This is a genomic window from Streptomyces sp. NL15-2K (genome assembly GCF_030551255.1).
Taxonomy (GTDB): Bacteria; Actinomycetota; Actinomycetes; order Streptomycetales; family Streptomycetaceae; genus Streptomyces.
Map to the genome: position 1 here is coordinate 3586849 of NZ_CP130630.1, position 13324 is coordinate 3600172.

13 protein-coding genes, 3 tRNA genes and 2 pseudogenes are annotated in these 13324 nt (G+C 68.4%); 9 read left to right on the forward strand and 9 right to left on the reverse strand.

The features are described 5' to 3' along the window. Positions 1 to 261 precede the first annotated feature (261 nt). The 4 genes and pseudogenes from Q4V64_RS15800 to Q4V64_RS15815 form a co-directional block, all read right to left on the reverse strand. The gene (locus tag Q4V64_RS15800) at positions 262 to 2832 is read right to left on the reverse strand and encodes a discoidin domain-containing protein (protein ID WP_124442493.1); all 2571 of its coding nucleotides are present in this window, start codon (positions 2830 to 2832) and stop codon (positions 262 to 264) included. Between the two features lie 292 nt (positions 2833 to 3124). Then, positions 3125 to 3414 (reverse strand): annotated as a pseudogene (locus tag Q4V64_RS54995) (alpha/beta hydrolase); the annotation flags it as partial. Between the two features lie 285 nt (positions 3415 to 3699). After that, positions 3700 to 4104, reverse strand: coding sequence for a PIN domain nuclease (locus Q4V64_RS15810; RefSeq protein ID WP_124442492.1), 405 nt, complete (start codon positions 4102 to 4104; stop codon positions 3700 to 3702). Further along, entirely contained in the window at positions 4101 to 4334 is a 234-nt protein-coding gene (locus Q4V64_RS15815) for a type II toxin-antitoxin system VapB family antitoxin (RefSeq protein ID WP_124442491.1), read from the reverse strand. Before Q4V64_RS15815 ends, Q4V64_RS15810 begins: the two co-directional genes overlap by 4 nt. Positions 4335 to 4449: 115 nt before the next feature. Here Q4V64_RS15815 and Q4V64_RS55000 point away from each other — a divergent pair. Further along, positions 4450 to 4584, forward strand: a pseudogene (locus Q4V64_RS55000) (MarR family transcriptional regulator); the annotation flags it as partial. Positions 4585 to 4640: 56 nt separating this feature from the next. Beyond that, positions 4641 to 4913, forward strand: a complete 273-nt coding sequence (locus Q4V64_RS15820) for a hypothetical protein (RefSeq protein WP_216377659.1) — start codon at positions 4641 to 4643, stop codon at positions 4911 to 4913. Between the two features lie 59 nt (positions 4914 to 4972). Here Q4V64_RS15820 and cyaB read toward each other — a convergent pair whose 3' ends face one another. Both cyaB and Q4V64_RS15830 read right to left on the reverse strand, forming a co-directional pair. After that, positions 4973 to 5527 carry a class IV adenylate cyclase gene (gene cyaB, locus Q4V64_RS15825; protein WP_124442490.1) on the reverse strand — a complete coding sequence of 185 codons (555 nt, stop codon included), beginning with the start codon at positions 5525 to 5527 and terminating at the stop codon, positions 4973 to 4975. 14 nt (positions 5528 to 5541) lie between these two features. After that, on the reverse strand, positions 5542 to 5883 hold the full coding sequence (locus Q4V64_RS15830) for a hypothetical protein (RefSeq protein ID WP_253267192.1): 342 nt from the start codon (positions 5881 to 5883) through the stop codon (positions 5542 to 5544). A gap of 17 nt (positions 5884 to 5900) precedes the next feature. Here Q4V64_RS15830 and Q4V64_RS15835 point away from each other — a divergent pair, with 17 nt between their 5' ends. From Q4V64_RS15835 to Q4V64_RS15845, 3 genes are all read left to right on the forward strand, one after another. Then, positions 5901 to 6086 carry a hypothetical protein gene (locus Q4V64_RS15835; RefSeq protein WP_253267191.1) on the forward strand — a complete coding sequence of 62 codons (186 nt, stop codon included), beginning with the start codon at positions 5901 to 5903 and terminating at the stop codon, positions 6084 to 6086. Then, positions 6083 to 6310 carry a hypothetical protein gene (locus tag Q4V64_RS15840; RefSeq protein WP_253267190.1) on the forward strand — a complete coding sequence of 76 codons (228 nt, stop codon included), beginning with the start codon at positions 6083 to 6085 and terminating at the stop codon, positions 6308 to 6310. Before Q4V64_RS15835 ends, Q4V64_RS15840 begins: the two co-directional genes overlap by 4 nt. Before the next feature lie 187 nt (positions 6311 to 6497). Further along, complete coding sequence (locus Q4V64_RS15845) at positions 6498 to 6668, forward strand: hypothetical protein (protein ID WP_172629382.1); 171 nt, start codon at positions 6498 to 6500, stop codon at positions 6666 to 6668. Between the two features lie 186 nt (positions 6669 to 6854). On the opposite strand, the gene Q4V64_RS15850 is transcribed toward Q4V64_RS15845, so the two are convergent. The 3 genes from Q4V64_RS15850 to Q4V64_RS15860 all read right to left on the reverse strand — a co-directional run bounded on the left by Q4V64_RS15850 (position 6855) and on the right by Q4V64_RS15860 (position 7259). Then, a tRNA-Ile gene (locus Q4V64_RS15850) sits at positions 6855 to 6931 on the reverse strand. A gap of 177 nt (positions 6932 to 7108) precedes the next feature. Further along, positions 7109 to 7181 (reverse strand) — tRNA-Asn (locus Q4V64_RS15855). Positions 7182 to 7186: 5 nt separating this feature from the next. Next, positions 7187 to 7259: transfer RNA gene (locus tag Q4V64_RS15860), tRNA-Asn, on the reverse strand. A 159-nt stretch (positions 7260 to 7418) separates the two neighbouring features. Between Q4V64_RS15860 and Q4V64_RS15865 the strand changes: the two genes are divergently transcribed. The 4 genes from Q4V64_RS15865 (at position 7419) to Q4V64_RS15880 (ending at position 13221) form a co-directional block, all read left to right on the forward strand. Beyond that, complete coding sequence (locus Q4V64_RS15865; RefSeq protein WP_124442489.1) at positions 7419 to 7724, forward strand: YtxH domain-containing protein; 306 nt, start codon at positions 7419 to 7421, stop codon at positions 7722 to 7724. 173 nt (positions 7725 to 7897) lie between these two features. Continuing rightward, positions 7898 to 9352 (forward strand): FGGY family carbohydrate kinase, encoded by a 1455-nt coding sequence (locus Q4V64_RS15870; protein WP_124442488.1) that lies wholly within the window; start codon positions 7898 to 7900, stop codon positions 9350 to 9352. A gap of 207 nt (positions 9353 to 9559) precedes the next feature. Then, a complete protein-coding gene (locus tag Q4V64_RS15875; RefSeq protein ID WP_124442487.1) occupies positions 9560 to 11293 on the forward strand; it encodes an ABC transporter ATP-binding protein in 1734 nt (577 codons plus the stop codon). Continuing rightward, positions 11293 to 13221: an ABC transporter ATP-binding protein gene (locus tag Q4V64_RS15880; RefSeq protein ID WP_124442486.1), complete on the forward strand. Its 1929-nt coding sequence runs from the start codon at positions 11293 to 11295 to the stop codon at positions 13219 to 13221. Before Q4V64_RS15875 ends, Q4V64_RS15880 begins: the two co-directional genes overlap by 1 nt. Positions 13222 to 13324 lie beyond the last annotated feature (103 nt).

Below are 13324 nucleotides of genomic sequence, written 5' to 3' on the forward strand. Positions count from 1 at the left end.
GAGTTGCTCCTGTCTCAAGGGGTTCGGCCTCAAGACACCGGGCGACTGATCGCTGTGACAGCCTGTGAGCCAGATCACTCCACTGGTGTGGGCTCGGCACGCGAAGTCCTCAACTCACCTCCCCACGGTCCCGAACGTGCCCGCCCGGGTGGCGGTGACCGGTGAACGGGCGCGGCGCCGGCCGTTCGGTCTCCAGGAAGACCGGCGAAGAGCGGCATGGAAGGATCCTCACCGCCACGGCCGGGCCGCGCGCATCGGTTCTCACTTGCCGTAGACGGATACCTCGTAGAGCCCGCGGGACCAGTCGGCGTCCTTGCCGTGCGCGAGGTCGAAGGACTTGTACACATCGAGCTTGACGTAGCGGTACGAACCGGTCAGCTCGTGGCTCTGGTGGCCGACCCGGTTGTTCTGGGTGTTGTCGACGAGTTCCGCCCAGCGTTGGCCGTCGGTACTGGCCGAGACGGTGTAGCGGTGGACGTTGTCCGAACCGCCGACCGTCTTGAACGAGAGCCCGATCCAGGCCAGCTTGTGGCGCCCGCCGAGGTCGACCTGCCAGGAGAAGGGGAGCCCTGCGCTCTTGTAGTACTGCTCCGTGTCGTCGTAGACGCTGACGTCCGCGTCCTTGCCGTCGTTGGCCTCGGTGGCGTCGTAGTGCCGGTAGATCCCGGTCTTCTCCTGTTCGGGGGTGGTCTCCCAGTCGCTCTGGCTCTCGGTGGGCGCGCCGACGGCGGCACGGACCTTGGGAGAGGCGGTCACCGGCTTGTTCAGGGAGAGCAGCTTCCAGTCCGGCTGCTTGACCTTGCCGTTCTTGGTGTCGAGGTCGAGTCGCGGGGTGGGCTGGAGCCTCATCAGGCCCTTGCCGCCGTTGCCGCTGTCGCTGATGGTCAGGGGCATGGCCACATACGTCGACTTCAGCAGGAGGTCCGGGCGCCAGCGGTCGCCGATGTACACGTAACTCGGCTTGCTGTCGGTACCGATGTTGAGGATCTTGGTGGGCTGGGAACCGTAGGTGGTGTTGTCACCGACGAGTTGGAGGGAACTCCACGCCTTCTGGCCGTTGCGGTAGCCGTACGCGTCCCGCGGCTCACGGAAGCCTGCGTCCATGTCCTCGGTACGCCCGTACTGGGCCTGGTTGGGGTACCAGCCGGACTGGTAGGACGTCATGAGGTACATGTATTTCCCGTTTTTGCCGCCGTGGCGGACCAGGGCGGGAGCCTCGCGGTGCTCGCCGACGTACATGTCGTACTCCTTGTCGGGCACCACGTCCGTGAAGGAGTCGTTCAGCTTCCACACCCGCATGTAGATGTGGTCCTGCGCGGTGACGAGGTATGCCTCGCCGGTCTTCTCGTCCTGGTGGACGGTGAAGTCACGTGAGCCGTACCCGATGTTGTCGCCCTTGCGCGCGGGGGCCGGGTCCTGACCGTCCATGGTGTAGTACGTCTCCGCACCGTAGGAGGGGGAGAAGATCCGCAGCTCCTTGTAGCCGAAGGTGTCGTACGTACCGGGGACACGGTTGATGACCGGTGTGAACACCGGCACGTCCGAGGCGTCCTCGGCCACCTGATACGTCACCGACGTGACCTCACTGGCCTTGCCGCCCTTCTCGCTGACCGCCTTGACGACGGTCCGCTTGCCGGGGGCGCCCGCCAGGGATATCCGCATCCCGTCGTGGTATCTCCGGCGCTGGGGGTTGTCCGGGGCGGCCGGGTCGGACCCGTCCGTCGTGAAGTACGAGACGGCGCCGGCGGTCGCACCGGTGACGAACGCGACGTCCTGGCTGTTGACCAGCACCACCGACGGATCGGACGACTCGTTCAGCGTGGGAGACACCACCGGCGCCACCAGCTGATCGTGGGAGGTCCCCGGGTCACCGATCGTGTACCGGGCCGTCATGGTGTCCGACGCCGTCGCCGTCGGATACCGCACGATGTAGCCACTGGTGGAGACGTTGTAGTCCTTCACGTACCGGTCGTAGGCCGACGTGTCGAAGCCGGTCATCCGGACCGCCTTCGCCTTCACGGTCGTGTCGTGCGCGATGTCGTTCAACTGGTACGTCCACGAGTTGCCGGCCTGGCTCGTGCCGTAGTCGTCGTCACCGACGTAACTCAGCTTCTCGGGGGTGCGGGCGTCCGGGGCCTTGTACTGGAGGATCTTCGCCGGATAGTCGGCCTGCACGGGCTTGTAGGCGTGCTTCTTGTTCGCGGCGTCCTTGGCCGAGGTGTCGAAGTCCTCGACCGGCTGCCCTACGCGGTCGCCCATCGCGTCCGCTTCGGCGTTCCCCGCGCCGGGGCGGAAATGGCCCTTCGAGGTGATCGTGTAAGGGCCGTCGATGGTGCTGGAGGTCGCCACAATGACTTCCGAGGCGGAGTAGTCCGCGGCCATCTCCCAGTGGCCCCACAGCACGTACTTCTTCGTCTTCTCGTTGTAGAGCAGCTTCGGGCGCTCCACCTTCGCGTGGGTGAGGATCTTGTTGCCGCGGGTGTCCTCGGAGTCCACCGTGAGTATCTGCTTGACCTTCTGCCAGTTCTCCAGGTCCTTGGACTTGTACAGATTCAGTCCGTTGAACCGGGCGTTGCCCTGGGACTTGTCCTCCCCCACCCAGTAGTAGGTGTCTCCTCGCTTGAGGAAGCCTCCTCCGTGGGCATCGATGGGGTCGCCGTTGGTGTCGTAATACGTCTGACCGTTCGGGATGGCGTCGTACTTCGGGATGGCGTCGTACTGGGAACGCGAGGTGACGCTTCCGGGTGTGGAGGCCCCCGCGACGGCGGGAAGCAGGCCGGTCAGTAAGGCGGCGGTCACCACCACAGCCGCCGCCCTTCCAGGTCTGGGCATGTCTGAGTCGGATCCCCTCTGTCGTGTGCCGTGCGGGCCGGGTCCTGTGCTGTGCGGACCGGATCGGTCGGTGTCCGGACGTCGTCACGTCCGCGGCATGTTTACGCAAACATGCGTCGCGAGCATGACACTATGGGCGGTGTCGGACAAGGGGAGGAACGCCGGTTGCCCCTCTGAACCCGACCATGGATGCGCTGCCGCTCTCCGGGTCTTCATAAGACCTTGGCGCGCACCGCCGTCCGGATGATGAGGTGGCACGGTGACCAACCACGATGAGGCGGCGGCTGTCCGAGCCGAGCATGTGAGCGGGGCCGTCCGTGAGGTGGGCCAAGAGGCGGTGGACGTCGTCAGCATGCTCGGCCAGTGTCGCGCCCTTCTCGGGGCATGGAGCCGGCTGCGGGACAGCCCGCGGCGGTCGTAGGTGACCACGGTGAAGGTGTCGGTGAGGTGGGTGACGAGGTCGGTGGTGCGGTCGGCGTCGCCCTCTCGGCTCTGCGAGATCAGCAGCAGCGGGCCGCTGCCGCAGACCTGGTAGTGCAGGACGGTGCCGGGAACGGTGAGCGTTCCGGTGATCGTGGGCATGGTGGTCTCCCCACCCGGTACCGCCCGGAACGCTGGCGGTGAGGCACGGATCACCTCCGCTCGAGCGGAGGTGATCCGGCTGCGGAGCTGAGGTGTTCTTCGTGATTCCGAGGCGCGCGGTCTCTCCGCGCAAGCGGAGGTGGCACGATCCTCACCCGCCCGGCACAGAAGGTGGCCGAGTCCTCTCCGCGCGAGCGGAGGTGATCCGCCGCCCTCGCCGCCGCCAGGGCCGGCGCGGAAGTCCTCTCCGCTCGAGCGGAGGTGATCCGGTCACCGTCCAGGCGATCACCGCACGTCGCGGTGCTGGACCTCCTTGAGCACCCCGGCGACCGTTGCGAAGTCGTTGTCCACATGGAGCACGGTGTGCCCGTGGTGCACCGCGGTCGCGCACACCAGCAAATCGATCGCTCCAGCCGCCCGATGCTGCCCTTGCTGCGTGAGCTTGTACTGGGCGGTCTCCACCCAGCGCCAGGCGTTCTTCGGAACCGCCGAGAGCAGGCAGAGTGCATCCAACTCCTCGGCAAGCTCGTCCCGGTGAGCGGGACTGGTCGCCGAGTGGAGAAACTCCGTTCGCGTCGGCTCGCAGATATGGAACACCCCCGCGGCGATGTGCCCCTCCCAGGGTTCCAACGCGCCTGGGATGCGGAACAGATGCCAGAGGGCAGAGGTGTCCAGCAAGTACGTGATCATTCGAAGGCCGCTCGCCGCACACGCTTCTGCGCGTCATGCGCCGCCGACGCCTGCTCGAACTCGCCCCGCGCGCCCCGCGCAGCCAGCTTCTCCGCGGCCTCAAGCCGCTTGATCCGTGCCACGTAGTCCCGCAGAGCCGCGTTGACGGTCTCCTTCTTCGTCGTGGCACCCATGAGCCGCATGGCTTCCGCAAGCGCCTCGTCATCGAGATCAATCTGGGTCACCGACATCGGACACCTCCAGCATCCACGATGTACACACCTAAAGTACATCACCAACATTGGAGGAGGCGGCTCCGGAACCATCACTGACCAGGCGCCGGCCGATCCGGCCGTCACCGACGACATGCCGGCCACTCAGCCCGTCGATTACTGGAACGGCCTGGCCCATGGGGTCGTCACCCGGCATTCGCCACTTTCGGACGGACAGAACGAGATCACCCGGGTCGTCGACCAACTGCGCCACCGCGGGTGGCTCCAAAACGGCGCGGTTCCGGCCCGTCCGGTGAACCCGGCCAGCTCGGTGCGGACTCCACAGTGCCCGGACCATCAGGGCCGCCGGGCGCCGACTCCACCGTCCCCGGCCCGAGCGGCCCTCCGGGGAGGGATGGCCGCGACGGCGTCGACGGCAAGGACGGCACCGACGGGCAGAACTGCCCCGACGGCTACTCGCTGCAGGCGCCCGAGTGGGATCCCGACGCCCTCGTCTGCCGCCGGACCGACGCGCCACCGCCCGACGAGCCCGGCAACAGCGACGGCAACGGGCCCCTCGCCGTAGCCCTCGACCCCACCCGCCGCCAGTACCCATGAACGAACGCCCCCTGCACGGTCCACGCGGCCGTGCAGGGGGCGATTCGTCATGCCCGGGGTCAGGCCCGCTGCGCCGCCACCGCGCCTGTGTACGTCTCCCGCGTCAGATCCTCCGGCCCGATGCCGAGCTCGGCGAGCACCGCGCGGATGTCGTCCAGGGCCTCGGTCACCTCGTCTTCGTCGACCAGCGTCTCGACCTCAAGGAACGTGCCGTCGATCTCCGGCACCCGCACGAGCGTGGCGAGCATCTTCCGCCCGCGCGCCTCGAAGTCGTAGTTCCGGCACCGCTTCTCAAACGCGATGAGCGGCACGTGCCCGAGACCACGCAGGATCGCGTGGGAGGCTTCGGCATCCTCGACACGGGTCTCGTGCTCGGGTTTCGAGCCGGAGGCCTCATCGACTGCCGCAGCCTTGTACGTGAGCACAGTGCTGGTTCCGTCCGCACCGTGGACGATTCGTACCCGCAGTTCCTCACCCGCCCTCTCCAACGACCCGTCCGGCCGGTCGTAGTACGTATCCCGGTACACCTCAACGCGCGCCGTAGCCAATTGGTCGAGCTGCCGCATGACCGCTTCCGGCGATTGGACGCGGGCCTTCAACTCCGCCTCGATCACCAGCGATTCCCCTCTCACACCGTGCGCTGCGCGCCGTCAATGATCGCCTCGAACATCCGCCGGAACCCCCGGAACAGAGGGCCGTGCGGCGTCGCCATCACCTTGTACGTCGCCGACTCGTGGCCTTCCCACCCTGCGTCGAAGGCGCTGACGAACATGGTGGAGTCCGTGCGGATCAGCCGCCAAGTGGGCAGCATCCGGTACCGGTACACCTGAATGTCGCAGGAGTCGGCCAGCTCGCGCAGGCGTGCCTCGGCGAGCCGCACACCTCCGGCAAGGGACTCTGCCGACTCCCCGATCTCCGCCGCCCGCCGGGCCAGGGCGTCGCTGTCCGGGTCGAGCAACAGCACCCGCACTGGAGCCCCTTGCCGCCTTGCTCACGCGGCAGACAGGCGCGCAGCAGGCTGTCGTTCAGTCCGATCAGGCCGAGGCCGCGCACAGCCAGGATGTCCAACTCCTGCGCCTCGCGGGCCTGCTGGGCGACCTGTGCAACGCGGTCGACGTGGTGGCGGTCGTGATCGCGGGTGGCTGCCTGGCTGACGAGGACGACGAGTCATGACGGGGCCCGCGACGAACGCCCTGCCGCTGGACCTCTCCACCATGCGCGCCACCGCCCACACCCCGACCGCCTACGGCTACTGCTGCTGGCATGGCGAGGACGCCGAAGACGTCCGGCTGATCGACGTCCTCGAGCAGGGCTCCGGAGGGCGCGCGCCGGCGTTGTTCGCCTGCCCCCCGTGCCGCGAGACACACCGCCTGGTCCCGCTCGCCGACCGGCCGTGAGCGTCGACGAGAAGACCCCCGAATGCCACCACGGCATGTGCCACCTGTGCACGGGGCCCAAGGTGATACGGCGGACGGGCGCCCCCTCGTGGGAGGCGCCCATCATGACCATTCGCTGCGGCTGCTGGTGCCACGGCCGACAGCCCCGACGCCGACAGCCCACCCGAACCCCGAAGGAGCGGAGCCGATGACTGACGAACAGAAGGACCGCACTCAGCGGTACGACGACCTCCGGGCCGGCCGGGCAGCCGGGTACTGCTGGGTGCGCAACCCACACCAGCGGGGGCGCTGCACGTGGCCGCCAGACCACAAAGGCCGCGACCACAAGGACCACTACGCCAAGACGACCTGGAAGTAGAGACCCCGTCACCGGCGTGGCATGCCGATCGCACCGGTGACGATCCCCCGCGGCCCAATGTCTTGATCGTTTCCACTCGGTTGAGCGTCGGCTGAGCTAACGATCTCTGGCGTGTCGCTACACGGGCCCTGGAAAGTCGGGGCGCACAGTCGACGCAGGTGAAAACGTTCCTGCTCTGATACGCGATGGTGGGGCGGGTGGGACTCGAACCCACGGCCGACGGATTATGAGTCCGCTGCTCTAACCGGCTGAGCTACCGCCCCATAGCGGCGTGTCGCGTACACGTGTGCGCGCCGTCTGCCGCAGCATAGCCGCTCATACGATCTCCTGCTTCGGATGGTCGACTTCGCACGGCTTCACGACCTTGAAGGACTGCGCCGCGCCTCGAGCGGTTCCCCCGGGCATGAAAAAGGACCCCTACGGGGTCCTCGTTCAGCATGCTCCCCCGACTGGACTCGAACCAGTAACCTGCCGGTTAACAGCCGGCTGCTCTGCCAATTGAGCTACGGAGGACCGAGCTCCCCCGACTGGACTCGAACCAGTAACCTGCCGGTTAACAGCCGGCTGCTCTGCCAATTGAGCTACGGAGGAATGCCTCGTTGCATCGAACGTACCTACCTGGGTATTCGCCAGAGGGCGGGCGCTCGCTGCGACACATACATTAGCGCAAGCAGGGGGGTGCTCCGCCAATCGGTTCCCCCCCGGCACCGATGTCGCACCGGAGACCTACACGAGGGAAGGGTGGCCGCCATGCGCTACCGACTCACGTTCGTCGTCGGACTCGCTCTGGGCTATGTGCTGGGCACGAGGGCCGGACGCGAGCGCTACGAGCAGCTGAAGAAGTCCGCCCGCCAGGTCGCCCAGAACCCCGCCGTCCGCAACACCGCCGAGTCGGCGGCGCAGCAGGGCCGCCAGTTCGCGGGCAAGGCGTACCACGTGGTCAGCGACAAGGTGGGCGACCGGGTTCCCGACTCGGTGGCCCAGCGAGTGCGGTCCCTGCGTGAGCGCAACGTCAACGGCACAGGCCAGGACGACTGGGGCACAAGCAATACATAACGGCACTTCTACGACGCCGAGCGCAGCCACGGACCCAGGGGCGCGGGGTGTGACATTTCCGGCTCCGCCGCGTGGGCGCGACCAGCCACGGAGCACCCGCACCCGCCGGACCACAGCCACCCCTACGGCGCCCATGGCCCGAGTCGGCGCCGCGGTACGGCAGAATTTTGGCCATGGGGATAGTCGCCGGGCTGGACAGTTCGCCCGATTTCACTCGTATCGTCGTCTGCGATGCGGACACAGGTTCCGTGCTCAGGCAGGGATACGCGCCGCACCCGGTGGAGAACACCGAGGGCGGCGGTCGGCCTGCCGATGTCGATCCGCAGGCGTGGCTGCTGTCCCTGGGCGAGGCGGCCGGGGGCGGGCTGCTCGAAGGCGTGCAGGCCATCGGCGTGTCCGCGCAGCAGAACGCGGTGGTGCCGCTGGACGCGCAGGGGGGCACCGTACGGCCGGCGATGGTCGGCGGGGACAAGCGGGCGCAGGTCGCGGCGGCCGATCTCGTCGACGCGCTCGGCGGGCGTGAGGCGTGGGCGCAGGCGGTGGGGTGCGTACCGCAGGCCGCTCAACCCGTGACCAAGCTGCGCTGGCTCGCCAAGAGCGAGCCCGACGCCGCCCTGCGTACCTCCGTCCTCATGCAGGCGCACGACTGGCTGGTGTGGCAGTTGCTCGGGCGGCCGGTCAGGAGGACCACGGACCGGGGCGGGGCCTCCGGGACCGGGTACTGGTCGGCGGCCACCGGCGCCTACCGGGCCGATCTCGTCGAGCTGGCGCTCGGTCACCAGGCGATGCTGCCCGAGGTGATCGGACCGTCGGGTGCCGCCGGTACGACGCCGGAGGGGCTGCTGATCTCCGCCGGGACCGGCGAGACGATGGCCGCCGCCTTCGGGCTGGGGCTCGGCATCGGGGACGCGGTGGTCTCCCTCGGGGCCTCCGGGTCCGTGATGGCCATCCATCCCGAGGCGCTCGTCGACCAGTCCGGGATGATCACCTCCCTGGCGGACGCGACCGGCATGCACCTGCCGGTCGTCACCACGCTGAACGCCGTGCGGACCCTGCGCGGGGCCGCCGAGATGCTCGGGCTGCCCGATCTGGAGAGCCTGTCCGATCTGGCGATGAAGTCGACGCCGGGGTCGCACGGGCTGGTGCTGCTGCCCTATCTGGAGGGTGAGCGGACGCCGAACCTGCCGCACACCGCCGGGACCCTGTCGGGTCTCAGGCGGGAGTCGATGAAGCCGGAGCATCTGGCGCGGGCCGCGTTCGAGGGCATGCTGTGCGGGCTCGCGGACGCGCTCGACGTGCTGCGCGGCCGGGGCGTGGACGTGCGGCGGGTGTTTCTGCTGGGGGCGGCCGCCGAGCTGCCTGCCGTGCAGGCGGCGGCGCCGGCGCTGTTCGGTACGCAGGTCGTCGTACCGCAGCCCGCGGACTACGCGGCGGTCGGTGCCGCCCGGCAGGCCGCCTGGGCGCTCGGGGTGTCGCAGGGGACGCTCGACCCGCGCACCCCGCCGCCCTGGCACGGCGCGGCCGCGCAGGTGCTGGAGCCGGGCGAGGAACTGGCGGTCGGGCAGGCCGTGCGGCAGCAGTTCGTGTCGGTGCGGGAGCAGACGCATCCGGGGGCGTTCCGGGCATAGCTCCGGGGGTGTTCCGGGCATAGCGGAACGTAAGGTTCCGGTAGGAATCGCATCCCTGTCGCACCCCTGTCGCAGCCTTGTCGCACCCATAAGGCCGTACGAAGCCACGCTGTCGGCTTAATCGGTTGAGGTAACGCGGGTGGAGTGTTCGACGATAGGGGCCAGGGGCAACCAACCGGCCCCGCCGTCGACTCCGAGAGACAACGCGTGCTCATACGACTTCTGCGTACCTACCTCAGGCCTTACAAGAGACCCATCACCCTGCTGGTGCTGCTGCAGTTGCTGCAGACCTGCGCCACGCTCTACCTGCCCACGCTGAACGCCGACATCATCGACGACGGTGTGGTGAAGGGGGACACCGGCTACATCCTCGGTTACGGCGCCCTGATGATCGGCATCTCGCTGGTACAGGTCGTGTGCAACATCGGTGCCGTGTACTACGGCGCGCAGACCGCCTCGGCGCTCGGCCGGGACGTCCGGGCAGCCGTCTTCGACCGGGTGCAGTCCTTCTCGGCGCGCGAGGTCGGCCAGTTCGGCGCGCCCTCGCTGATCACCCGGACGACGAACGACGTCCAGCAGGTCCAGATGCTGGTCCTGATGACGTTCACGCTGATGGTGTCCGCGCCGATCATGTGCGTGGGGGGCATCGTGCTGGCGCTCGGTCTGGACGTGCCGCTGTCCGGGGTGCTGGTCGCGGTGGTGCCGGTGATGGGCATCTGTGTGACGCTGATCGTGCGCCGGCTGCGCCCGCTGTTCCGGTCCATGCAGGAGCGCCTGGACACGGTGAACCGGGTGCTGCGTGAGCAGATCACCGGCAACCGGGTGATCCGCGCGTTCGTGCGGGACGAGTACGAGCAGCACCGCTTCCGGAAGGCGAACACCGATCTGACCGACATGGCGCTGGGCACCGGGCGGCTGCTCGCGCTGATGTTCCCGATGGTCATGACGGTGGTGAACCTGTCGTCGATCGCCGTGGTGTGGTTCGGCGCGCACCGCATCGACAGCGGCGGGATGCAGATCGGCGGCCTGACCGCGTTCCTCGCCTATCTGATGCAGATCGTGATGTCCGTGATGATGGCCACGTTCATGTTCATGATGGTGCCGCGCGCGGAGGTGTGCGCCGAGCGCATCCAGGAGGTCCTGGACACCTCGTCGAGCGTGGTTCCGCCGACGGCTCCCGTGCGCGAGCTGCGCCGCCACGGCCATCTGGAGCTCCGCGGGGCGGGCTTCCGCTACCCGGGGGCCGAGGAGCCGGTGCTGAGGTCGGTCGACCTGGTGGCCCGGCCCGGTGAGACGACCGCCGTGATCGGCTCGACCGGCAGCGGGAAGTCCACGCTGCTCGGGCTGGTGCCGCGGCTGTTCGACGCGACCGACGGCGAGGTGCTCGTCGACGGCGTGGACGTGGCGACCATCGACCCGATCCTGCTGGCGAAGACGGTCGGGATGGTGCCGCAGCGGCCGTACCTGTTCGCGGGCACGGTGGCCACCAACCTGCGCTACGGCAACCCGGACGCCACCGACGAGGAGCTGTGGCACGCGCTGGAGGTGGCGCAGGCCAAGGGCTTCGTGGAGCGGCTGGAGGGCGGGCTCGACGCGCCGATCGCGCAGGGCGGCACGAATGTGTCGGGCGGTCAGCGCCAGCGTCTCGCCATCGCCCGCACCCTCGTCCAGCGCCCGGAGATCTACCTCTTCGACGACTCCTTCTCCGCGCTCGACTACGCCACCGACGCGGCCCTGCGTGCGGCGCTCGCCGACGAGACCGCAGAGGCGACCGTCGTCATCGTCGCCCAGCGGGTGGCGACCATCCGGGACGCCGACCGGATCGTCGTCCTCGACGAGGGGCGGGTCGTCGGCACCGGACGGCACCACGAGCTGATGGCGGACAACGAGACCTACCGGGAGATCGTGCTCTCCCAGCTGACGGAAGCGGAGGCTGCCTGATGGCGGGGCCAGCAGGGCGGATGATGGCCGGGGGCGGCCCCGACCAGCATTCGATGGACTTCAAGGGGTCGGGCAAACGGCTCGTCGCCCAGTTCAAGCCGGAGCGGCTGACCATCTACGCGCTGCTGCTGTGCGTGCTCGTGTCCGTCGGCCTGTCGGTCATCGGGCCGAAGATCCTCGGCAAGGCCACCGACCTGGTCTTCGCGGGGATCATCGGGCGGCAGATGCCGGCCGGGGACACCAAGGACGAGGTCCTCGCGTCGATGCGCGAGCGCGGCGACGGCTCGATCGCCGACATGCTCAGGAGCACGGACTTCACCCCGGGCAAGGGCATCGACTTCGGCGCCGTCGGGAACGTCCTGCTGCTCGCGCTCGTCGTGTTCATGGTCGCCGGTCTGCTGATGCTGGTGGCCACGCGGCTGGTGAACAGCGCCGTGAACCGGACCATGTACCGGATGCGCGAGGACGTGCAGACGAAGCTGTCGCGGCTGCCGCTGTCGTACTTCGACAAGCGGCAGCGCGGTGAGGTGCTCAGCCGGGCCACCAACGACATCGACAACATCGGGCAGACCCTCCAGCAGTCGATGGGCCAGCTCATCAACTCGGTGCTCACCATCATCGGCGTGCTCGTGATGATGTTCTGGGTGTCGTGGCTGCTGGCGCTGGTCGCCCTGGTCACCGTGCCGCTGTCGTACGTCGTCGCCACGCGCGTCGGCAAACGGTCGCAGCCGCACTTCGTGCAGCAGTGGCGCACCACCGGCAAGCTCAACGCGCACGTCGAGGAGATGTACACCGGGCACGCCCTGGTGAAGGTGTTCGGGCGGCAGGACGAGTCGGCCCAGAAGTTCGCCGAGCAGAACGAGGCGCTGTACGAGGCCGGGTTCAAGGCGCAGTTCAACAGCGGGGTCATGCAGCCGCTGATGATGTTCGTGTCGAACCTGAACTACGTGCTGATCGCGGTCGTCGGCGGGCTGCGGGTGGCGGCCGGCGCGCTGTCCATCGGTGATGTGCAGGCCTTCATCCAGTACTCGCGGCAGTTCTCGATGCCGCTGACGCAGGTCGCGTCGATGGCGAACCTCGTCCAGTCGGGTGTCGCCTCGGCCGAGCGGGTCTTCGAACTCCTGGACGCGGAGGAGCAGGAGGCGGATCCGGTGCCGGGCGTACGGCCCGAGGAACTGCGCGGGCGGGTGGCGCTGGAGCACGTGTCGTTCCGGTACGACCCCGAGAAGCCGCTCATCGAGGACCTCTCGCTGAAGGTCGAGCCCGGGCAGACGGTCGCCATCGTCGGCCCGACCGGCGCCGGCAAGACCACGCTGGTCAACCTGCTGATGCGGTTCTACGACGTCACCGGCGGGCGTATCACCCTCGACGGCGTCGACATCGCCAGGATGTCCCGGGACGAACTGCGGGCCGGGATCGGCATGGTGCTCCAGGACACCTGGCTGTTCGGCGGGACGATCGCCGAGAACATCGCGTACGGGGCGTCCAGGGAGATCAACCGGGGTGAGATCGAGGAGGCGGCTCGGGCGGCCCACGCGGACCGGTTCATCCGGACGCTGCCCGACGGCTACGACACCGTGATCGACGGTGAGGGCAGTGGGGTCAGCGCCGGTGAGAAGCAGCTCATCACCATCGCGCGGGCGTTTTTGTCCGACCCGGTGATCCTGGTGCTGGACGAGGCGACGAGTTCGGTGGACACGCGGACGGAAGTGTTGATCCAGAAGGCGATGGCCAAGCTGGCGCATGGGCGTACGTCGTTCGTGATCGCGCATCGGTTGTCGACGATTCGGGACGCGGACACGATTCTGGTGATGGAGAACGGGGCGATCGTCGAGCAGGGTACGCATACCGATCTGCTGGCGGCCGATGGGGCGTATGCGCGGTTGTACAAGGCGCAGTTCGCTCAGGCGGTGGCTGAGGTGGACTGAGTTCGGTGCGCTGTGTGGGGGCTGGGGCGGGTGGGTGCGCTTGCCCGCGCTTGCGGGGTGCCGCTGCGCCCACCCGTGCCGCCCCAGCGGCACGACTGCCCGC